The organism is Pseudomonas sp. EA_105y_Pfl2_R69, from assembly GCF_963970915.1.
Lineage (GTDB): Bacteria > Pseudomonadota > Gammaproteobacteria > Pseudomonadales > Pseudomonadaceae > Aquipseudomonas.
Map to the genome: position 1 here is coordinate 352,021 of NZ_CAXAOO010000004.1, position 21,116 is coordinate 373,136.

Below are 21,116 nucleotides of genomic sequence, written 5' to 3' on the forward strand. Positions count from 1 at the left end.
GCTCAGGCTTCGGGCGACTCGGGAGCAGCCTGCTGCGCTCGGCGAAAAGGGCGCAGCAACTGCCCCAGATAGCTCCTGGGGTAGTCACGCTCGCGCAACCCGACCTCGGCGTTGCCGAGCCGATCGGCGCTGTCGTGGTAGCTGCCCAGTAACCTGTCCCAGATCAGCAGAAATTCGCCGAAATTCACCTGGGCGTCCTCGAAGTCGCGCTTGTGGTGCCAGCGGTGCATCTGCGCCACCGCCAGCAACCGCCGCAGCGGGCCGAGGTCGTAGTCCAGATTGGCGTGCTGGAAGGCCAGGTGCACGGTCAGCAGGGCGAACCAGGTGGCGCTCAGTTCAGCCGGTGCCCCGAGCAATGCCACCAGCAGCAGGCCGGGGCCGGCCAGCAACAGCGCGCTCAGGGGATGCCGACGCTCGCCATTGACCCAGTACAGCCGTTCGGCACTGTGGTGCGGGGCATGCAGCTGCCACAGCCAGGCGAACCTATGGCTGGCGCGATGCATCAGGTACAGGCTGCAATCGATCAGCAGCACCACCAGCAGCAACTGCGCCCACCAGGGCCAATGCCGGGGAAACAGCTCCAGACTCAGCCAGGGGCCGAACAGGCCCAGCAGCAGACTGCCGAGCTGGATCAGGCTGAGGTTGACCAGCAGGTGGATAAAGTCGGTCAGGCTGTCGTCGTGGTCTTCCAGCCAGGCCCGGCGAAAGGGCTGCAGGCGCTCCAGCAGGGCGACCGCCAGCACGGCCAGGGCGACGATCGGCAGGCTCGCCGGCCAGGCGGCAATGTCGCGGTAGAGCAGACTCAGCAACAGGACGGCGCTGCCGCCAAAGATCAGCGGGTAACTGCCCCAGCGGATCAGCAGGGTCAATGGGGTCGGGATTGTGGGCATGACGGGTTCCTCGCAGGTGATTGCAGTCACTGTGCAACCGGCGAGGTCCGGAACGCTTGAACGAAACGGCTAGGTGATGGCCTTGCTGACGATGCGAGAGGCGGTGCACCCTACGCGGCCAGGTGCTTTATGCACGCAGCTGCACCCGGCCCAAGGCCGAGGACGGGTCTAGGCCCAGCAGGCTGCGAAAACTGCGGGAGAAATGCGCGGCATCGGCAAAACCGGCGGCATGGGCCGCGGCCGTGAGGTTATGCCCGCCGCCAACGGCCTGCAGGGCGCGGATCAGGCGGTGCCACTTGCGGTAGCTGCGCAGCGGCAGGCCACTGCTGGCGGTGAACCAGTGGGAGAAACGACTGGGCGACAAATGCACCTGCTGCGCCAGCTGCTGCAGATTGCAGTCGGGATCGTCGAGCAGCGGCAGTAGCCGCAGCAGACGCGGATCGAGGGGTGCTGCGGGCGGCAGTTGCAGGTACAGGTTAAGCGCCTGGCGCAGCTCCGCTGCCGGCATATCCACCTGCTGCAGGGCCTCCAGCAGGACACCCGGATCACCCAGCGCGAGGCGTTGCAGTGGCTCGTTCAGGCGCAAGGCGCGCGCCTCGGCGCAGAACGGATCCAGGTAGATCGACAGCAACCGACTCGCCTCGATGCGGTGCTCCAGCCCGGCGCGGATTGCCACCGCCGGCGCGCACAACTCCCCGCCGGCACTGACAACCCGCACCGGTGCCTCCAGGCCGATAGCCAGTTGCACGGCCATATGCCGATGGCACTGGTTATTGCCGGCCTGGCCGAGGAACAGCCCTACGCCCGGGGTGATCCAGGCCTGACCGACCCAGGCGATATGGGCCTGCGTTCTCATCCCGACACTCCAACGGGCGTTCCGCCCACTTAACCAGGCCTACAGGCTACTCGGACCTTGGCGCTATTACTGCCCCCTCTAACCCAGTGATTTCGCCCTCGGTACCCATGCCCCGAGGCTGCAGCTTGCGGCGACGCATCAATCTATAGGCCGCCGGCAACACGAACAGCGACAGCAGCGGCGCGCTGAGCATGCCGCCGACCATGGGCGCGGCGATGCGGCTCATCACCTCGCTGCCGCTGCCGCCGCCGAGCAGGATCGGCAACAGGCCGGCGATGATCACCGCCACGGTCATGGCCTTGGGCCGCACCCGCTGCACCGCGCCTTCGCGGATCGCCTCGACCAGCGCCTGCTCGCTGCTGTCGCCGGCTGCCTCGCGTTCGGCCCAGGCGTTCTTCAGGTACAGCAGCATGATCACGCCGAATTCCGCCGCGACCCCGGCCAGGGCGATAAAGCCGACCCCGGTGGCCACCGACATGTGATAACCGAGCAGGTAGAGGAACCAGACCCCGCCGGTCAGGGCGAACGGCAGCGTGGCCATGATCAGCAGCGCCTCGCTGAAGCGGCCGAAGCACAGGTAGAGCAGGACGAAGATGATCAGCAGAGTGGCCGGCACCACCAGCTTGAGCCGCGCGTTGGCCCGTTCGAGGAACTCGAACTGCCCCGAATAGCTCAAGCTGATGCCCGGTTGCAGAGTGACCTGCTCGTCGATGGCGGCGCGCAGATCGGCCACCACCGAGGCCAAATCGCGGCCGCGCACATCCACATAGACCCAGCCCGAAGGCCGCGCATTCTCGCTCTTGAGCATCGGCGGGCCGTCGCTGACCCTGATTCGCGCCACCGTGCCCAGGGTGATCTGGCTGCCCCGGGGGGTGTAGATCGGCAACTGCTCGAGCCTGCCCAACGAGTCGCGCCATTCGCGCGGATAACGCACGCTGATGGGGAAGCGCGCCAGGCCTTCGATGGTCTCGCCGACATTCTCGCCGCCGATGGCGCTGGAAACGATCGACTGCACGTCGGCGATATTCAGGCCGTAACGCGCCGCCGCCGCCCGGTCGATATCGACATCGATATAGCGCCCGCCGGTCAGCCGCTCGGCCAGGGCCGAACTGACCCCGGGCACGTCTTTGGCGACCTTCTCGATGGCCTGGGTAGCGGCATCGATCTGCGCCAGGTCGCTGCCGGCGACCTTGACCCCGATCGGGCTCTTGATCCCGGTGGCGAGCATGTCGATGCGGTTGCGGATCGGCGGAATCCAGATATTGGTCAGCCCCGGCACCTGCACCACCCGGTCCAGTTCTTCCACCAATTTTTCCGCGGTCATGCCGGCGCGCCATTGCTCGCGCGGCTTGAACGCGATGGTGGTCTCGAACATTTCCAGCGGCGCCGGGTCGGTAGCGGTCTCGGCGCGGCCGGCCTTGCCGAACACATGGGCGACTTCCGGCACGGTCTTGATCATCCGGTCGGTCTGCTGCAGCAACTGCGCGGCCTTCTGCGCCGACAAGCCGGGCAGCGCCGAAGGCATATACAACAGATCGCCCTCGTCCAGCGGCGGCAGGAACTCGCCGCCCAGTTGCGACAGCGGCCACAGGGTGCTGAGAAACACCAGCGCCGCGACCGCCAGGGTGGCCTTGGGCCGACGCAGCACGGCGTCGAGTGCCGGCTGGTAGAGTCGGATCAGCCAGCGGTTCAGCGGGTTGCGCGCCTCATCGGGAATCCGTCCGCGAATCCAGTAGCCCATCAGCACCGGCACCAGGGTCACCGACAGTCCCGCGGCAGCGGCCATGGCATAGGTCTTGGTGAAGGCCAGCGGGCCGAACAACCGGCCTTCCTGGGCCTGCAGGGTGAACACCGGAATGAACGACAGGGTGATGATCAGCAGGCAGAAGAACAGCGCCGGGCCGACCTCCACCGCCGCATCGGTAATCACTCGCCAGTGCTGGGCGCCCTTGAGCTCCTCGCCGGGATGCTCCTGGCGCCAGGCTTCGATCTTCTTGTGCGCGTTTTCGATCATCACCACCGCGGCGTCGACCATGGCGCCGATGGCGATGGCGATGCCGCCGAGCGACATGATGTTGGCGTTGATGCCCTGCTGCTGCATGACGGTAAAGGCGATCAGCACGCCGACCGGCAAGGACACGATGGCCACCAGCGAGGAACGCAGGTGCCAGAGGAAGGCCGCGCAGACCAGCGCCACCACGATGAACTCCTCCACCAGCTTCTCGCCGAGGTTGCGCACCGCGCGGTCGATCAACTGGCTGCGGTCATAGGTGGTGACGATTTCCACCCCCTCGGGCAGGCTGCTTTTCAGTTCCTCGAGTTTGGCCTTGACCGCGTCGATGGTGCTGCGCGCGTTCTTGCCGCTGCGCAGGATCACCACGCCGCCGACCACCTCGCCCTCGCCATCGAGTTCGGCGATGCCGCGGCGCATCTCCGGGCCCAGCTGGATATGCGCCACCTCGCCGAGGGTCACCGGCACGCCGCCGACATCCAGGCGCAGCGGGATGGCGCGAAAGTCGCTGAGGGTTTGCAGATAACCCGAGGCGCGCACCATGAACTCGGTCTCCGCCAGCTCCAGCACTGCGCCGCCGGTTTCCTGGTTGGCCCGGCCGATGGCCGCCGTCACCTCGGCCTGGGTGATGCCCAGGCTGGCCAGCTTGATCGGGTCGAGTTGCACCTGGTACTGCTTGACCATACCGCCGATGGTCGCCACCTCGGCGACGTTGGCCAGGGTCTTCAGCTCGAACTTGAGAAACCAGTCCTGCAGCGCGCGCAACTGCGCCAGGTCATGCGTGCCGGTGCGGTCGACCAGGGCGTACTGGTAGATCCAGCCGACCCCGGTGGCGTCCGGCCCCAGCGACGGTTTGGCGCTGGCCGGCAAACGGCTCTGGATCTGGCTGAGGTATTCCAGCACCCGCGAACGCGCCCAATAGAGGTCGGTGTCGTCCTCGAACAGCACATAGACGAAGCTGTCGCCGAAGAACGAGTAGCCGCGCACCGTCTTCGCCCCCGGCACCGAGAGCATGGTGGTAGCCAGCGGATAGGTCACCTGGTTCTCGACGATCTGCGGTGCCTGGCCCGGATAGGGCGTGCGGATAATCACCTGCACGTCGGACAAATCCGGCAGCGCATCGATGGGCGTGTTTTGCAGCGACCAGATGCCCCAAGCGGTGGCGAACAGCGTCGCCAGCAGCACCAGGAAACGGTTGGCCACCGACCAGCGGATCAGCGCGGCGATCATGGCTGCGCCTCCTGGCGGCCGTCATGCACGGGTGCCAGGTGCTCGATGCGCTCGATCTGCATGCCCTCGTCGTCGGCGCGCACCCCGACCCGCACCCGGTCGCCGGCTTTGAAACCCTCCAGCAGCGCCGCATCGGCGACCGGGAAGAGCATGCTCATGCCCGGCATGCCCAGGGTCTTGAACGGGCCGTGGGTGAGCATCACCCCATCTGCTTCGATGGCGTCGATCTGTCCCTCGGCCTCGTGCAGTGCCGGCTGCAGCTTGACCTCGGCCGCCGGCGCGCCCAGCTCCTGGGCCAGGATGCCGCGCAGGCTGGCCTCGGAATCGAGCAGGAACTGCCCGGAGGCGACCACCTGCTGGCCCTCCTCCAGCCCCTCGAGGATCTGGGTATTGCCCTCGGCCTCCTGGCCCAGGCGGACTTCCACCGGGCGGTAGCGCCCTTCGCCATCGGCGAGCATCACCAGGGCGCGGCGACCGCTGCGAATCACCGCCTCGCTCGGCACCAACAGCGCATCGTCCTCGGCCGGGCGGGCCAGGCGTACCTGGGCGGTCAGGCCCGGACGCAGGCGGCCATCGGGGTTATCCAGCTCGACCCGTACGCGCAGGGTGCGGCTGTCGAGGTTGGCCTGGGGCAGAATGGCCTCGATGCTGCCGCCGAGCACTTCGCCGGGAAACGCCGGCAGGCGCGCCTCGACCACCTGGCCTTTATCCAGGCCCAGGGCTTCGGCCTCGGGCACCGCCACGTCCAGCCACACACTGCGCAGGCCATTGATGGTCGCCAGGGTGTCACCCGCCATCAGGCTCATGCCCTCGCGCACGTTAAGTTCTTGCAGCACGCCGGAGATGGGGCTGGTCACGGTCCACAGCGCCTGGACCTTGCCGCTGCGCTCGAACTGGGCGATCAGCGCCGCCGGCATGCCGGCCAGACGCAGGCGCTGACGCGCCGCCGCCAGCAGGCCAGGATCGCCGGCATCACGCAGGGCCAGATAGTCCTCCTGAGCGCTGACCCACGCGGGCACCAGCAGGTCGGCCAGTGGCGCGCCGACGACGAGCAGATCCTCCGCGGCGCGAGCGTAGACCCGCTCGACGAAACCGCCCGTACGCGCCTGGACCACGGCGATATCGCGGTTGTTGAAGGTCAGGTTGCCGACCACTTCCAGGCTGTTGGCCAGCGCCCCGCGGGTCACCGGGGCCAGGCGCATGCCGAGGTTCTGGGTGATGCTCGCATCGATGCTGATGGCGGCGCTGTCGCCGCCCTCCTCGGCATAGCGCGGCACCAGCTGCATGTCCATAAAGGGCGACTTGCCCGGCTGGTCGAATTTTTGCTGCGGCACCATCGGGTCGTACCAATACAGCACCTTGCGCTCGTATGCCGTACTGGCCTGCGTTTGCGCGTGAACGGCCTCAGGCCCGAGGCTTATCGATTGCTGGGCGAACCAGTAGCCACCGGCCGCACCTATCCCCAATACCAGCGTCGCCAACAGCGTAGTTTTTACCAGTCGAGCGCTCATTGGCTCACCTCTTCATAAGCGAAATGCAGGCGGGCGCTGGTCAGCGCGCGCGCTTGTTCGAAGTCGATGTGTTTCAGGCGCGCCTCGATCAGCTCGCGCCGGGCGGCGATCACGCTGGCCAGCTCGCCGTTACCGGCTCGATAACCGGCCAGGGTCAGCGCGACCTTTTCCTCGGCCAGCGGCAGCAGCAGTTCCTGGCTGCGGCGCAGTGCGCGGTCGAGGCGCTGGTACTCGGCCAGGTCATCGGCCAACTGCTGCGCATGCTCGCGCTCGGCGGCTTCGCGCTGGGCGTGCAACTGGCTGAGCGTGGCCTTCTTGGCGGCGATCCTGGGGTTCTGCCGGGAGCCCGGGAACAGCGGCAGATCGAAGCTGAACTGCACGCTCATCATGTCGCCGAACGCGTCATCACGTTTCTGGTAGGCCAGCTGCCAGCTCCAGTCGGACTTCTTGTCCGCTTCGGCCTGGCGCACCTCGGCTTGCGCTTGATCGGTCATGGGATCGAACAGCACCAGTTCGGGATGGCGTTGCAGACTGTGCCGATAATGCTCGGCATCCACCGGCCAGTTCGGCAGGCGACCGGTCAGGGGTTCATCGGCGCGCGGGCCGACCCAGCGGCGCAGGGCCGCGCGTTGTTGCGCCCGGCTTTGCTGCAGCTGGTCCTCCTGTTCGGCCAGCAGCGCCGCCTCCTGCTTGGGGCCAACGCTGTCGGCAGGCTGGCCGCGGCCACCGGCCAGGCGCGCGCGCACCGCTTTGACCAGCAGATCGTTTTCGCCATAGAGGGTCTGGAACAGCGCCAGTTTCTCCTCGACGGCGAGCGCCGAGATCCAGGCCAAGGCGGTTTGCCGGCGGACCTTGAGCCGTTCGACCCGCTGCTCCAGGGTCGCGCGCTCGACCCCGGCCTGGGCCACGTCGACCCGGGCTTGGCGCTTGGCGCGGTTGGGCACCTCCTGCATGAGCCCAACCATCTGCATGGTCATCGGCTCGCGGTCGAAGCGGCCACGGTTATCGCCCTCGACCGGCACATTCTGCAGGCCCAGCAACAACTTGGGATCGGGCAGCGCGCCGGCGGGGATGGCCGAATTGCGCAGGGAGTCGACTTGCGCGGCTTGCGCGGCCAGCGAGGGGGCCTCGCGTTCGGCCTGGCGCAAGGCTTCGTCGAGGGTCAGGGCCGCGACCGGCAGGCTGAACAAGGCAGCGGCCAGCGCCCCAGCCAGCAGACGGCCGGGGCAGGAAATAGAACGGTACATACGGGTGATTCCTGTCGATATCGCGCGCTATGGACGCGCAACGACCATCGAGCCGCCTAGGCCACACGATGGGGTTCGAAACGGGACGGGAATCAGGCGCGGGGGGGACGCCAGGGGGCAAGCGAGGGTCGAGACAGGGGTTCGGCCTGGCTATACAACGGGACGGCGGCGGCGGCCGGCAACAGCTTGAGTTTCAATCGGTAACCGTCGGCCAGGGGCAGGCCGGCGCTGGGGCATTTGCTCATATCCACGCACAGCTGGCCGCTGGCTTGCATCGCCGCGTCGTCGCAGCAATCGCTCGCCTGCGGCGTGTCCTGGCTCATCGGGCAGGGCTCGGCGACCAGCAGCACGCCCGCCAGGCTCTGCAAGGGCAGAACCAGGGCCAGGAGCACGACCAGACACAAGCGAGGGAAGGCGTTCATGCCGGGCAGTCTAGCCCTGCGTCGGGTCAGAGGCAATTGACCGGGGTCAAGGATCACGCCCTGACAAGCCGACCTCAGGGTAACAGCAGCTCGCGGCGGCCATCGGGGTGTTCGAGCCGTTCGCCCGGCAACCCCAGACGACAGTCCGCCAGGTAGTCGTAGTGCTGGCGGGCGGCCTGCAGGCGCTGAAAGTCCAGGCGCAGTGCCAGGCGACATTCGTCGCGCCCTGCCTCGCAGAGCACCTGACCGAAGGGGTCGACCACTGCGCTGCCGCCGGCGAACACCAGGCCGCCCTCGCCCGTTCCGACCCGGTTGACCATCAGGGCAAACACCTGGTTTTCCTGGGCCCGGGCGATCAGCGCATTGCGGTGAACCGGGCCGTAGGGGTCCATATTGCCGTTGCACAGCAGAATCAGCTCGGCCCCCAGGCTGGCCAGCGCCCGGGCGGTTTCCGGAAACTCGATGTCGTAGCAGATCAGCAAGCCGATGCGCCTGCCGCGCCATTCGACGGTGGCGAAACGGTCCCCCGCCGTGACCAGATCGCGCTCGTCCGGCCACAGGTGGGTCTTGCGGTAGCGCAGGGCCACCCCTTGCGGGGTGATCAGCAGGCTGCTGTTGTAGACCTGCCCGTCGTCGGCTTCGAGCATGCCGACCAGCACCGCCACATCGCGTTCGCGCACCGCACTCAGCAGCGCCTGGACGCTGGGGCCGTCGAGGGGTTCGGCCAGCTGCCTGACATTATCGGCATTGGGGAAACCGCACAGCTGGGTTTCGGCGAACACCAGCAGATCGCTGTCCGGCGCACAGTCGGCGATGGCCGCCAGGGTGCGTTGCAGATTGTGGGCGGTATCGCCATCGCGACCGGCCATTTGCACGAGTTCGACCTTCATAGGGGCTCCTGATTAGTTCGACCACGGCGCAGCTGGGCTGCGTCGATCTGGGGTGCAGCGAGTATCCATCCGCGGCTGCCGCCTGGGAATCACGCCTGCGGGGTAACCCATCGGGGGTAGCGCCGGGTCTGCCTGGCTGGCCGGACAGCGCCGCCGCGATCAGCGGTACAAGCCAGCGGATCCACAATGGCAGGCAAGCAGGCGCATGCGCTGTTACAACTCCTCGCTTGTTCGTCGTGACCAACAGTCATAGCATGACCACTGGTCACAATTCTGCAATCGGGCCGCCATGCGCTATCAGGATCAACTCTTCGAACAACGGGAACACGCCATTCTCGATGCCGCGCGCCAGCTGTTCGGCGCGCGCCCCTGGGACCGGGTGACCATCGCCGAGGTGGCGATTGCCGCCGCCATCGGCAAGGGCACGGTGTACAAGCACTTCCCCAGCAAGGAGGCGCTCTATGCACGCCTGGCGCTGGATCGCTCCCGCGCCGACCTGGCCGAGTTGCGCGCCCTGCATGCCACCAGCGCGCCGCAACAGGCCATGCGCCAGGTGATCCTGCGCGCCTTCGAGCAGATGCTGAGCAATCCGATCCAGGCCCAGCTGTGCCAGCACTGCGACCGACCGGAGTTCCAGGAGCGCCTGGATCCGTCCTCGCGCCAACAGTTCCTCGAGCTGGAGCGCGACTATCAGCGCTTCTTCGCCGAGATACTCAACCAAACCCTGGGCACCCACGCCCTCGCTCCGGCCGACTGCCAGAACCTGCTATGGGGCGTGGAGGCCTGCGTCAACGGGGTGATGGCGCGTATCGCCTCAGGCGGTTTCGCCCACTGGGCCGAACCTATCGCCCTGGATGAATACTTCGCCCGCGTCACCGATTTCATTATTGCCGGCCTGCGTACCCAGGCCGCCGATCTGCTCGCCCAACCACGCCGCCACGAGTAAGCCCCCATGTTCAGTCAGTTGTCCAAACGCCCCTGGTTGATCGCCGTCGCCATCAGTCTGCTGTTGCTGCTGTGGCTGCTCAGCGGCTCGCTGTTCAAGGCGCAGAAAACCGCCAGCGCCGATCAGCCCGCCGTGGAACAGGGCCTGGCGAAAGTCGAGATCCAGTGGCTGGAGGCGCAATCGATGCAGCGCCAGCACGTGGTGCAGGGGCAGATCGAGGCCTGGCGGCGGGTCGAATTGCGTTCGCAGATCAGCGCCAGCGTGGCGCGCCTGGATCAGGACAAGGGCAGCCCGGTCAAGTCCGGCCAGCTGCTGCTGAGCCTGTCCGCGGACAACCGCCCGGCCCAGGTGGCCAAGGGTGAAGCCGATGTGCGCCAGCGCCAGGCCGATGCCACGGCTGCCGCGCGCCTGCGCGAACGCAACCTGGTCTCGGCCAACGAACTGATCCGTTTGCAGAGCGAGCTGGCCAAAGCCCGCGCCGAGCTGGACATGGCCCGTATCCAGCTGGACAACACCAGCATCCGCGCGCCCTTCGCCGGAATCTACGACCAGCGCCTGGTCGAGCTCGGCGACTTCGTCCAGCCTGGCCAGAGCCTGCTGACCCTGGTGGATATCAGCCAGCTCAAGGTCAGTGCGCAGATCGCCCAGCAGGAGGTGATTCAGCTCAGGCTAGGCCAGAGAGTGCGTATCGAGCTGCTCGACGGCCGCGAGCTGGACGGCCAGTTGCACTTTATCGCCGCCGCCGCCGAGCCCGGCTCACGCAGTTTCCGTATCGAGGTCAAGGTCGACAATCCGCAGGCCCTGCGTCTGGCCGGGGCCAGCGCCACCCTGCATATCCAGACCGGCGAGACCCTGGCCCATCGCCTGTCGCCTGCCCTGCTGAGCCTGGACCAGGCCGGCCGGCACGGGGTCAAGTGGGTCAATGAGCAGCAACGGGTCGAGTTCACCCCGGTCACGCTGATCAGCGTCGACAATCAGGGGGCCTGGGTCAGCGGCCTGCCGCCCAAGGTGGCGCTGATCACCCTCGGCCAGGGCTTCGTCGAACCGGGCCAGCAGGTGCTCAGCCAGCCAGCCCAAGGGGGAAGTTGAGATGCATGGCCTGATCGCCGCGGCACTGGATCGCAGCCGCACCACCCTGCTGCTACTGGCCTTCCTGATGCTGGGTGGCCTGGGGGCGTATTTCGCCATTCCCAAGGAAGCCAACCCTGACGTCAGCATCCCGATCATCTATGTCTCGGTGACCCTCGAAGGCATCAGCCCGGAAGACGCCGAACGCTTGTTGGTACGACCGCTGGAGCAGGAGTTGCGCAGCCTTGAGGGCGTCAAGGAAATGCGCTCCATGGCCAGCGAAGGCCATGCCTCGGTGACCCTCGAATTCGATGCCGGCTTCAACGCCAAGCTGGCCCTGGCCGATGTCCGCGAGAAGGTCGATACCGCACGCAGCAAGCTGCCGGATGAGGCCGAGGAACCGACGGTCAATGAAGTCAACGTGGCGCTGTTTCCGGTGCTGTCGATCGGCCTGTCCGGGCCGATTGCCGAACAGGAGCTGGTGTATACCGCCCGCCGCCTGAAAGAGAACGTCGAAGGCATCGCCGAGGTGCTGTCGGTGGAGATCGGCGGTGACCGCGAAGACCTGCTGGAAATCGTCGTCGACCCGCAGGTGCTGGACAGCTACGGCATCGATTACAACGAGCTGTTCAATCTGGTCAGCCGCAACAACCGCCTGGTCGCCGCCGGCAGCCTGGACAGCGGTGCCGGGCGCATGAGCCTGAAAGTGCCCGGAGTCATCGAAAACCTCGAGGACGTGCTGAGCATGCCGATCAAGGTGGTGGGTGGCAGCGTGGTGACCTTTGGCGATGTCGCCAGCATCCACCGCACCTTCAAGGACCCCACCGGCTTTGCTCGGATCAATGGCCAGCCAGCGGTGGTGCTGGAGGTTTCCAAGCGTAGCGGCGCGAACATCATCGACACCATTGAGCAGGTCAAGGCGCTGATGATCAAGGCCCAGCCGCTGCTGCCCGAAGGCCTCAAGGTCAGCTACATCATGGATCAGTCGCAGGATGTCAAGGGCATGCTCGGCGACCTGCTCAACAACGTCATGACCGCCATCGTCTTGGTGCTGATCCTGGTGGTGGCGAGCATGGGCATGCGCTCGGCGCTGCTGGTCGGCCTGACCATACCAGGGGCGTTTCTGACCGGCATTTTGCTGATCTGGATGCTCGGTTTCACCCTCAATATCGTCGTGCTGTTCAGCCTGATCCTGGTCGCTGGGATGCTGGTGGACGGGGCCATCGTGATCTCCGAGCTGGCCGACCGTTACCTGCACCAGGGCCAGAGCCCGCGCCAGGCCTGGGCCAACGCGGCCACACGAATGGCCTGGCCGGTGATTGCCTCCACGGCCACCACCTTGGTGGTATTTCTGCCGCTGCTGTTCTGGCCCGGGGTGGTCGGCCAGTTTATGAAGTACCTGCCGGCCACGGTAATTCTCTGCCTGCTGGCTTCCCTGTCCATGGCCCTGGTGTTCCTGCCGGTGCTCGGCGCAGTCACCGGCGGCCAACCGCTGCCGCAAACCACGCAGCCCGGCCGTGGCGCAGTGGGTTATCGCCGCCTGCTGGGCACCTTGCTGAAACGCCCCGGCCTGACCCTGCTGGGCATGCTGGCCCTGATCGCGCTGATCTACACCGCCTATGGCCGCTTCAACCATGGCGTGGAGTTCTTCCCGGAGGTCGAGCCGGAAAGCGCGCAAATCTGGCTGCGAGCCCGTGGGGACCTGTCGGTGCAGGAGAAGGATGTCCTGCTGCAGCAGGTGGAAAAACGCCTGCTCGGCATGAGCGAGGTCAAGGCGCTGTATGCCCGCTCCCTGGCGCAACCGGACGGCCAGCTCGGCGCGGATGTGATCGGCACCCTGCAGTTCCAGTTCGTCGAGTGGCATGAACGCCGTTCAGCCAGCCAGATCCTCGCCGACATGAGCACCCGCACGGCGGACATCCCCGGGATCATCCTGGAGTTCCGCAAGCAAGAGGAAGGCCCGAGCAGCGGTAAACCGGTCAAGCTGCAGATCAGCTCGCTGGACCCGGCTAAGGCCGACCAGCTGGTCGAACAGGTGCGCGCGACCATGCTGCGCATTGGCGGGTTCAAGGACATCGAGGACGACCGCGCCCTGCCCGGCATCGAGTGGCGGGTCAAGGTCGACCGCGAGGCCGCCGCGCGCTTCGGTGCGGATGTGCTCAGTGTGGGCAACGCGGTGCAGATGATCACCAACGGCCTGAAACTGGCCACCTACCGCCCGGAAGACGCCACCGACGAGGTGGACATCCGCGTGCGCCTGCCGGGCAACTGGCGCTCCCTCGACCAGCTCGGTCGCCTGACCCTGAACACGCCGAGCGGCCAAGTACCGCTGTCGAACTTTGTCGACCTGCAACAGGCACCCAAGGTCGGCACCCTGCGCCGGGTCGACGGCAACCGCACCATCACCCTGCAGGCCGACATGGCCGAAGGCGCACGCCTGGATGAACGCCTGCAAGCCCTGCGCGAAGCCATGGGTGAGGTGCCCGGCGATGTGCAGGTGACCTTCGCCGGCGAGGACGCCGACCAGCGCGAGGCGGCCACCTTCCTGATGACCGCCTTCGGCGTGGCGATCTTCCTGATGTTTATCATCCTGGTGACCCAGTTCAACAGCATCTACCAGGCGATTTTGGTGCTTTCGGCCATCGTCCTGTCCACCGCCGGGGTGCTGATGGGCCTGCTGGTCAATGGCCAGTCGTTCGGCATCGTCATGGTCGGCATGGGCCTGATCGCCCTGGCCGGCATCGTGGTGAACAACAACATCATCCTGATCGACACCTACAACCAGCTGCGCCGCCAGGGCCTGGAGCCGCGCGCGGCCGCGCTGGAAACCGGCAGCCTGCGCCTGCGCCCGGTGCTGCTCACGGCGGTGACCACCATTCTCGGCCTGATGCCCATGGTGCTCAGCGTCAACGTCGACCTGCTGACCCCGAGCCTGGGTGTCGGCGCGCCCTCGACCCAGTGGTGGACGCAGCTGTCCAGCGCCATCGCCGGAGGCCTGAGCTTCGCCACCGTGCTGACCCTGTTGCTGACCCCCTGCCTGTTGGTGCTAGGCTCGCGCTTCGAACGCCGCCCGCCGCCGCTGGAGACCTTCGACGACGACCTGCTCGACCTGCCGGAACACCTGCTTGCGGCAAAACCGGCCAAGGCCAGCCTGAACCATTAGCGATCAAGGACATAACGGCATGGACATAAGCAATATCCCTTTCGGCACCACCGACTGGAGCCAGATCGAGCCCAGCGAACATGCCGGCGAAACCGGCATGGCCTACTGGCGCACCCAGGTCTTCTGCAACATTCGCGTGCGCATGGTCGAATACAGCGCGGGCTATCTGGCTGATCACTGGTGCCATAAAGGCCATATCCTGCTGTGCCTGGAAGGCGAACTGCACACCGAGCTGGAAGACGGACGCCAGTTCGTGATGACCGCCGGCATGAGCTATCAGGTCGCCGACCAGGCCGAGGCGCACCGCTCCTCGACCAGCACAGGCGCACGCCTGTTTATCGTCGACTAAGGAGGGCAGTGAGCAGCGCTGTGGTAGCCCGGATAAGCGTCAGCGCAATCCGGGACGCTCTCAGAACGATGCGGAATCATTCATACCATCTGCAAATGCCGCTTACCCCCGGGCGGCGGATAGGCCGTATCGATCAACGCCAGGTCCTCGGCGCTCAACTGTAAACCCGCCGCGTCGGCATTCAGCTGCAGGTGCGCTGGCTCGATTGCCTTGGGAATGGCAATCACCCCGGGTTGGCGCACGACCCAGGCCAGAGCGACCTGCGCCGGGGTAACGGCATGGCGCTCGGCCACCTCAAGCAACGCCGGGTTGCTCAGCAGCTGGCCGGCCTGGCCCAGCGGGCAGTAAGCCATCAAGGGCATGCCCTGTTGCTGCTGCCACGGCAGCAGATCGAATTCGATACCGCGCGCCTCGGGATTGTAGAGCACCTGATTGCTGGCACAGGCCGGCGCGTCCAGCTCCTGCAGGTCGTCCAGGTCGAAGTTGGAGACGCCCCAGCGGCGGATCTTGCCGTGCGCGCGCAGACGCTCGAACGCCTCGACGGTTTCCGCCAATGGATACTGGCCACGCCAATGCAGCAGGTAGAGGTCGATCACCTCGGTCTGCAGGCGCTGCAGGCTGCGCTCGCAGGCCGCCATCACGCCGCGCCGGCTGGCATTGTGCGGGTAGACCTTGCTGACCAGAAACACCTGCTCGCGCCGCCCGGCAATCGCCTCGCCCACCACCGCTTCGGCACCGCCTTCGCCGTACATCTCCGCGGTATCGATCAGACGCAGGCCCAGTTCTATACCCAGACGCAAGGCCGCCACTTCCGCACGGTGCTGCGCGGCATCCTCGCCCATGCGCCAGGTACCCTGGCCGATCACCGGCACCCGGGTAGCGGCTAATTCAAGCGTACGCATCGTCTTCAAAGCCCTCCAGAGTTGTGTTCACCAGGGGGCATAAGCGCCCCTTCAGTCATCTTGAGTCTCGCTCACCTCGGCGTAACCCTGGCCCTGCCATTGCAGCAGACAGCAGCCATGGCCGAAAGGGTCGCGCAAACCGACCAGGCGACCCCACGGCTGGTTGTGGATCGGCCCTTCCTGCCGCGCACCAGCCGCCAGGGCGCGGGCCAGGGCGACATCCAGATCCTCGACCAGCAGATCCAGGTGCAGCGGGGTCCAGTGCGGCTGATAGCTACGCCCTGCGGCACTGCCGGCGAAGGGCGCACTGCCTTCGACCTTGGCCAGCAGGTAAATGGGCAGCGGTGCGCCCAGCAGTTCGCGCACCTGGCCGGCAAACAGCCGCCGCCCCAGTTGCAGGCCAAAGGCCCGAGTATAGAAGGCGCAAGCTGCGTCGATATCCGGCACATCGATATTCAGCAATAGCTGCATGCTCCCTCCCTAGGGTCTGTTGCCGTTTCGTCGCGAGCCGCGTTGCTGCGCAAAATCTCGCCAGGCTAGGCGGAGGACGCAGGCAATGGTTGTTCCCTTGCCAAGTCCTCCAACACCGCATGGCGAGATTTTGCGCGCAACCCGAAGGGCCGGGCCTGTTTTAGCGCGATACTTCGTTTCTCGACACTCATTTGGAACAACCAAACTTCGTGTCTCGTGCCTTGCCTCGCGCTAAAACAGGCTCCGGCGCGACCGCGAACGAAACGGCAACAGACCCTAGCGCTCGCCACTCAATAGCAACAGCAGCGACACCGGTTGCTCGCTTTCCGGATGCAGGGGCTCCTGCAACCACTGCAAGCGCCAGCCGGTTTCAGTGAACAGGGCCAGCCAGGACTCCAGGGTGCGGAAGAACCAGGGCATGGGCTCGGCAAAGCCCTCGCCGAACCCGGCAAAACGCTCCACCCGCCAGCCATCGCGGTAGCCGGCGTCGTTACAGGCCCGCCAGGGATGCAGGGTCTGGACCAGCAGACGGCCGCCCTCAGCCAGCAGGCCGTGCAAGGCATTCAGGGTCGGAGCCAGGGGCTCTTCGAGCAGGGCAAAGTTGCACACCAGCAGATCGAAACGCCCCAGTTGCGCCGCCTGGCTTTCCAGCTCGGCATAGCCGCAGACGCGGTACTGCGCACGCGCGCAGCCGGCCTGACGGGCGACGGCGATCAAGGGCGCACAAGCATCCACGCCGACCGCCTCGATACCATGCTCGGCCAGGCCGCGGCACAGCCAGCCTTCACCGCAGCCGAGGTCGAGCACACGTCCCGGGGCCAAGGCCAGAATGGCCTGGACAATGGCCGCATCGGTGACCAGGCGGCGGCTTTCGATACGCCGTTCGCGTACCGCCGCGGTCCAGGCATCGGCATTGGCCTGCCAGCTGAGGCCGAGTTGCTCACGATGATCACGCTGCATGGATCACCTCCTACGGTGTCTGCGTGGTTCGATTCTAGGCCCTGTAAATAAATTCGTGTCGACCCAATACTCCCTGCCAGAGCGCCCGCCCAACCGCTAGACTGATTGGCAAGCGGTGCTAAGCGCGAAATCCGGCACTTGGGCCCGCTACGGTTATCCGGCCCCATACACCTACGGATGAGTACAAGGGCGAGATGAATATGGGCACATCCTGGCAACCTCAGATCACCCAACTGCCCAGCGACAGCCAGCCCAGCGCGCAACCCAAGGCTGACAAGCGCCGCAGTAAGGTGAAAGTCGTCTTCTGGCTGTCGCTACTGTTGCTGCTGATAATCGCTGCCCTGCTGCTCGCCTATGAAATGCACAGTTCGCGCTTGCAGGCCCAAGAGCTTAGTCGCTATGCGCAATCGCTGAGTTATCAGGTCAGGCCCGGCCCCAGCCCGGCGATCAGCTACCCCAAGGAAGGCCCCTTCGATAAGCGCCTGGGCTATACCTATATCCCGCTGATGCTCGAACGCCTCGCACAACGTGGTTTCAACGTGCAACAGCAGGCGCAGTTCTCGCCAGCGCTGCTCGACTATGCACAACGCGGCTTCTTTATTCCTTACCCGGAAAAGATCCAGGCCGGACTGCGTATCAGCGATTGCCGCGGCACACCCTTCTACGAATTCCGTTATCCCCAGCAGCGCTACCCGAGCTTCAGCGCCATCCCGCCACTGGTCGCCGGCAGCCTGCTGTTTATCGAGAACCGCCATCTGCTCGACCCGCAGCAGCCCCTGGCCAACCCGGCCGTGGACTGGCCGCGCTTTATCATGGCGGCAGTGTCCCAGGTCGGCAAAATGCTCGACATGCAGGATCAATCCTCAGGCGGCAGTACCCTGGCCACCCAGCTGGAGAAATACCGCCACTCGCCGGATGGCCTGACCCTCTCGGCCACGGAAAAGCTCCGGCAGATGATTTCCGCCAGCATACGCGCCTACCAGAGCGGCCCGCAGACCCTGGCCGCGCGGGAAAACATCGTCCGCGACTACCTCAACAGCGTGCCGCTCTCGGCGGCACCGGGGCATGGCGAGGTGCATGGTCTGGCGGACGGCCTGCGCATCTGGTTTGGGGCCGACTTTGCCCGGGTCAACCACCTGCTCGACCCGGACCGCTCGCCCGAGGCCAGCGTGGCAGAGCGCGGTCTGGCCCTGCGCCAGGTACTGGCCCTGATGATCGCCCAGCGCCGCCCCTCCTATTACCTGGCCCAGGGACGCCATGACCTGGCCGAGCTGACCGACAGCCATATCCGCGTGCTGGCCAACGGCGGCCTGATCGACCAGCCGTTGCGCGATGCCGCCCTCAGCCAGCCCCTCGGCTACCGCGACTGGGTGCTGGAACCCAACCTGCAGACCGTGGACGGCAACAAAGGCATCAGCGTCTCGCGCTCACGCCTCTCGGCCATGCTCAATATGCCGCTGTACGACCTCGACCGCCTCGACCTGAGCGTCACCAGTACCCTGCACGACGAACTGCAGCAGGCCGCCAGCCAGTATCTGCAACAGCTGGCCGACCCGGAGTTTGCCGGAGAGATCGGCCTGTTCGGCGAGCGCCTGCTGTCGCCGGAGAAAACCGCCGAAGTGCGCTACAGCTTCAACCTGTTCGAGCGCACGGCCACCGGCAGCCGGGTGCGGGTGCAGACCGACAGCACCGACCAGCCCTTCGACATCAATGAAGGCAGCAAACTGGAGCTGGGCTCCACCGCCAAGCTCAGGGTACTGGCCACCTATCTGGAAATAGTCGCCGAATTGCACGCGCGCCATGCCGGGCAAAGCAGCGCCGAACTGCGCACGGTCAACGGCCAGGACAACCTGACCCGCTGGGCAGTCGGCTACCTGTTGAGCAATCCGCAGGCGAATCTGCCGGCCATGCTCGACGCCGCCCTGGAGCGCAAGTACTCGGCCAGCCCCCATGAGCGCTTCTTCACCGGCGGCGGCATCCATACCTTTGCCAACTTCCGCCGCGAGGACAACCAGCGCATCGCCACCCTGCACGAAGCCCTGCGCGAGTCCCTCAACCTGCCGTTTATCCGACTGATGCGTGATCTGGTGCGCTACAGCACCTACCAGGGCCCGGAAAACAGCGCCGAACTGCTGAAGGACGACAAGGACCCCAGGCGCCAGGCCTACCTGATGGACTTCGCCGATCGCGAAGGCAAGACCTTCCTGCTGCGCTTCTGGCGCAAGTATCAGGGGCAAGCCGAGCAGCAGCGTCTGGAAACCTTCCTCAACGGCCTGCGCCACACCCCGGCCCGCCTGGCCGCCGTGCATCGCTACCTGTCGCCCCAGGCCGACCCGGCCACCTTTGCCGCCTTCCTGCGCACCTATCTGCCGCAGGCCGCGCTCAGCGACACGCGGGTCGCCGAGCTGTACCGGACCTATGGCCCCGGGGCCTACGATCTACCGGACCAGGGCTATATCGCCCGGGTTCACCCGCTGGAGCTGTGGCTGCTCGGCTATCTGATCGAAAATCCCCAGGCCACCTTCAACGATGCGGTGCAGGCCAGCCTGGACGAGCGCCAGGAAGTCTATGGCTGGCTGTTCCGCAGTCGGCACAAGAGCGCCCGCGACAGCCGCATCCGCATCATGCTGGAGGTCGAGGCCTTCCTCGATATTCATCAGCGCTGGCAAAACCTGGGCTACCCCTTCGCCCATCTGGTGCCCTCTCTCGCCACCGCCATCGGCAGTTCCGGCGACCGTCCGGCGGCCCTGGCCGAGCTGATGGGGATCATCCAGAACGACGGTATTCGCCAACCCAGCATGCGCATCGACAGCCTGCACTTTGCCGCCGACACCCCCTACGACACCCTGGTCGGGCGCAATCAGGTGGTGGGCACCCGGGTCATGGCCTCGGAGGTGGCCGCCGCCTTGCGCAACGCCCTCGCCGAAGTGGTCGACAACGGCACCGCACGCCGCCTGCAGGGCAGCTTCAAGCTGGCCGACGGGCAGGTGCTGAGGGTCGGCGGCAAAACCGGCACCGGCGACAACCGCATCGAAACCGTCGGGGCCGGTGGCCGGGTGCTCAGCTCCCGGGCCATGAACCGCACGGCAACCTTTGTCTTCTACCTGGGGCCGCGCCATTACGGCACCCTCACCGCGTTCGTCCCTGGGCGCGCTGCGGAAAACTTCCATTTCACCTCGGCGTTGCCGGTGCAGGTACTCAAGGGCATGGCCCCGATCCTTATGCCGTATCTGCAGCCTGGCCATAACAGCCGGTGCCAGGAGCCGCTGCCGGCGGTACAGGCCAGCTGGAGGTAAACAGCGGATCTGGGCACGGCGACAATAAAAAACGGGAGACCAATGGCCTCCCGTTTTTTATTATCGCCGCGCTTATTTCGCCTTGTAGATGATCCCCGGGCTGCACTGCACCATCTGATAATGGCTGGGCAAGCCGTTCAGGGCCTCCGAGGCTCCGAGAAACAGATAACCGCCCGGCTTCAACATCGCATGGATACGCGTGAGGATGTCTTTCTTCACCTCGGCCGAGAAATAGATCAGCACGTTGCGGCAGAACACCACATCGAATTTGCCGAGGCTGGCATAGCTGTCGAGCAGGTTGAGCGGACGAAAGTCGATACGGCTGCGAATAGCCGGTTTGATCACCCAGCGCCCCGGCCCCTTTGGATCGAAGTAGCGCTGCAGGCGTTCCTGGGACAGGCCGCGCCCCATCGCCAGACTGTCGTACTCGCCGGACTTGCAGTTGGCCAGCATGGTCGGCGACAGGTCGGTGGCGACAATCTGCACGCCGGCCTTGAGCTGGCCGATATTGGTTTTCTCGAATTCGTCGATGCTCATCGACAACGAGTAGGGTTCCTGTCCCGAGGAACAGGCGGCCGACCAGATGCGGATGCGCTGCCCCGGGCTGGCCTTGATCATCTCCGGCAGCACCCGGTTCTTCAGCACCTCGAAAGGATAGGTATCGCGAAACCACAGGGTTTCGTTGGTGGTCATGGCATCCACCACCTGCTCGCGCAGCCCGCTACGCGGCTGGGTTTGCATACGCTGGACCAGCTCCCCCAAGGTCTTGATGCTGTTCTGCTCCATCAGCTTGTTGAGCCGGCTGGAAACCAGATACTGCTTGTTGGTACCCAGCAGGATGCCACAGGCTTTTTCCAGAAATATCCGGAACTGCTCGAAATCCAAATTACCTGTAGACACTCGC

16 protein-coding genes are annotated in these 21,116 nt (G+C 65.8%); 5 read left to right on the forward strand and 11 right to left on the reverse strand.

Annotation, left to right across the window (positions count from 1 at the left end; genetic code table 11):
• Positions 1–2 precede the first annotated feature (2 nt).
• The 7 genes from AACY13_RS13750 to AACY13_RS13780 form a co-directional block, all read right to left on the reverse strand.
• Positions 3–890 (reverse strand): sterol desaturase family protein, encoded by an 888-nt coding sequence (locus tag AACY13_RS13750; protein WP_339462140.1) that lies wholly within the window; start codon positions 888–890, stop codon positions 3–5.
• A 127-nt stretch (positions 891–1,017) separates the two neighbouring features.
• The gene (locus AACY13_RS13755; protein WP_339462141.1) at positions 1,018–1,746 is read right to left on the reverse strand and encodes a helix-turn-helix domain-containing protein; all 729 of its coding nucleotides are present in this window, start codon (positions 1,744–1,746) and stop codon (positions 1,018–1,020) included.
• A 46-nt stretch (positions 1,747–1,792) separates the two neighbouring features.
• The gene (locus AACY13_RS13760) at positions 1,793–4,987 is read right to left on the reverse strand and encodes an efflux RND transporter permease subunit (protein WP_339462142.1); all 3,195 of its coding nucleotides are present in this window, start codon (positions 4,985–4,987) and stop codon (positions 1,793–1,795) included.
• The gene (locus tag AACY13_RS13765; RefSeq protein ID WP_339462143.1) at positions 4,984–6,498 is read right to left on the reverse strand and encodes an efflux RND transporter periplasmic adaptor subunit; all 1,515 of its coding nucleotides are present in this window, start codon (positions 6,496–6,498) and stop codon (positions 4,984–4,986) included. The genes AACY13_RS13760 and AACY13_RS13765 overlap by 4 nt, the downstream gene beginning before the upstream one ends.
• Positions 6,495–7,745, reverse strand: coding sequence for a TolC family protein (locus AACY13_RS13770; RefSeq protein WP_339462144.1), 1,251 nt, complete (start codon positions 7,743–7,745; stop codon positions 6,495–6,497). The genes AACY13_RS13765 and AACY13_RS13770 overlap by 4 nt, the downstream gene beginning before the upstream one ends.
• Positions 7,746–7,837: 92 nt before the next feature.
• On the reverse strand, positions 7,838–8,167 hold the full coding sequence (locus AACY13_RS13775) for a hypothetical protein (RefSeq protein ID WP_339462145.1): 330 nt from the start codon (positions 8,165–8,167) through the stop codon (positions 7,838–7,840).
• A 74-nt stretch (positions 8,168–8,241) separates the two neighbouring features.
• A complete protein-coding gene (locus AACY13_RS13780) occupies positions 8,242–9,057 on the reverse strand; it encodes a carbon-nitrogen hydrolase family protein (protein ID WP_339462146.1) in 816 nt (271 codons plus the stop codon).
• Between the two features lie 289 nt (positions 9,058–9,346).
• Between AACY13_RS13780 and AACY13_RS13785 the strand changes: the two genes are divergently transcribed.
• Genes AACY13_RS13785 through AACY13_RS13800 form a run of 4 tightly spaced genes read left to right on the forward strand, consistent with a single transcriptional unit; the run spans position 9,347 to position 14,583 of the window.
• Entirely contained in the window at positions 9,347–10,003 is a 657-nt protein-coding gene (locus AACY13_RS13785) for a TetR/AcrR family transcriptional regulator (RefSeq protein WP_339462147.1), read from the forward strand.
• Positions 10,004–10,009: 6 nt separating this feature from the next.
• A complete protein-coding gene (locus AACY13_RS13790; RefSeq protein WP_339462148.1) occupies positions 10,010–11,092 on the forward strand; it encodes an efflux RND transporter periplasmic adaptor subunit in 1,083 nt (360 codons plus the stop codon).
• Between the two features lies 1 nt (position 11,093).
• Positions 11,094–14,234 carry an efflux RND transporter permease subunit gene (locus AACY13_RS13795; RefSeq protein ID WP_339462149.1) on the forward strand — a complete coding sequence of 1,047 codons (3,141 nt, stop codon included), beginning with the start codon at positions 11,094–11,096 and terminating at the stop codon, positions 14,232–14,234.
• A gap of 19 nt (positions 14,235–14,253) precedes the next feature.
• Positions 14,254–14,583: a DHCW motif cupin fold protein gene (locus tag AACY13_RS13800; RefSeq protein ID WP_339462150.1), complete on the forward strand. Its 330-nt coding sequence runs from the start codon at positions 14,254–14,256 to the stop codon at positions 14,581–14,583.
• A gap of 80 nt (positions 14,584–14,663) precedes the next feature.
• Here AACY13_RS13800 and AACY13_RS13805 read toward each other — a convergent pair whose 3' ends face one another.
• From AACY13_RS13805 to AACY13_RS13815, 3 genes are all read right to left on the reverse strand, one after another.
• Positions 14,664–15,485, reverse strand: coding sequence for an aldo/keto reductase (locus AACY13_RS13805; protein ID WP_339462151.1), 822 nt, complete (start codon positions 15,483–15,485; stop codon positions 14,664–14,666).
• 51 nt (positions 15,486–15,536) lie between these two features.
• A complete protein-coding gene (locus tag AACY13_RS13810) occupies positions 15,537–15,956 on the reverse strand; it encodes a VOC family protein (RefSeq protein ID WP_339462152.1) in 420 nt (139 codons plus the stop codon).
• A 276-nt stretch (positions 15,957–16,232) separates the two neighbouring features.
• Positions 16,233–16,916, reverse strand: coding sequence for a class I SAM-dependent methyltransferase (locus AACY13_RS13815; RefSeq protein ID WP_339462153.1), 684 nt, complete (start codon positions 16,914–16,916; stop codon positions 16,233–16,235).
• A 200-nt stretch (positions 16,917–17,116) separates the two neighbouring features.
• Between AACY13_RS13815 and AACY13_RS13820 the strand changes: the two genes are divergently transcribed.
• Entirely contained in the window at positions 17,117–20,212 is a 3,096-nt protein-coding gene (locus tag AACY13_RS13820) for a transglycosylase domain-containing protein (RefSeq protein WP_339462154.1), read from the forward strand.
• 72 nt (positions 20,213–20,284) lie between these two features.
• On the opposite strand, the gene cheR is transcribed toward AACY13_RS13820, so the two are convergent.
• On the reverse strand, positions 20,285–21,112 hold the full coding sequence (gene cheR, locus AACY13_RS13825) for a protein-glutamate O-methyltransferase CheR (protein ID WP_339462155.1): 828 nt from the start codon (positions 21,110–21,112) through the stop codon (positions 20,285–20,287).
• Between the last annotated feature and the right edge of the window lie 4 nt (positions 21,113–21,116).

Coding starts and splice junctions, on each gene's coding strand:
- AACY13_RS13750 (WP_339462140.1), bottom strand. CDS start 890: ATGCCCACAATCCCGACCCCATTGACCCTGCTGATCCGCTGGGGCAGT.
- AACY13_RS13755 (WP_339462141.1), bottom strand. CDS start 1,746: ATGAGAACGCAGGCCCATATCGCCTGGGTCGGTCAGGCCTGGATCACC.
- AACY13_RS13760 (WP_339462142.1), bottom strand. CDS start 4,987: ATGATCGCCGCGCTGATCCGCTGGTCGGTGGCCAACCGTTTCCTGGTG.
- AACY13_RS13765 (WP_339462143.1), bottom strand. CDS start 6,498: ATGAGCGCTCGACTGGTAAAAACTACGCTGTTGGCGACGCTGGTATTG.
- AACY13_RS13770 (WP_339462144.1), bottom strand. CDS start 7,745: ATGTACCGTTCTATTTCCTGCCCCGGCCGTCTGCTGGCTGGGGCGCTG.
- AACY13_RS13775 (WP_339462145.1), bottom strand. CDS start 8,167: ATGAACGCCTTCCCTCGCTTGTGTCTGGTCGTGCTCCTGGCCCTGGTT.
- AACY13_RS13780 (WP_339462146.1), bottom strand. CDS start 9,057: ATGAAGGTCGAACTCGTGCAAATGGCCGGTCGCGATGGCGATACCGCC.
- AACY13_RS13785 (WP_339462147.1), top strand. CDS start 9,347: ATGCGCTATCAGGATCAACTCTTCGAACAACGGGAACACGCCATTCTC.
- AACY13_RS13790 (WP_339462148.1), top strand. CDS start 10,010: ATGTTCAGTCAGTTGTCCAAACGCCCCTGGTTGATCGCCGTCGCCATC.
- AACY13_RS13795 (WP_339462149.1), top strand. CDS start 11,094: ATGCATGGCCTGATCGCCGCGGCACTGGATCGCAGCCGCACCACCCTG.
- AACY13_RS13800 (WP_339462150.1), top strand. CDS start 14,254: ATGGACATAAGCAATATCCCTTTCGGCACCACCGACTGGAGCCAGATC.
- AACY13_RS13805 (WP_339462151.1), bottom strand. CDS start 15,485: ATGCGTACGCTTGAATTAGCCGCTACCCGGGTGCCGGTGATCGGCCAG.
- AACY13_RS13810 (WP_339462152.1), bottom strand. CDS start 15,956: ATGCAGCTATTGCTGAATATCGATGTGCCGGATATCGACGCAGCTTGC.
- AACY13_RS13815 (WP_339462153.1), bottom strand. CDS start 16,916: ATGCAGCGTGATCATCGTGAGCAACTCGGCCTCAGCTGGCAGGCCAAT.
- AACY13_RS13820 (WP_339462154.1), top strand. CDS start 17,117: ATGGGCACATCCTGGCAACCTCAGATCACCCAACTGCCCAGCGACAGC.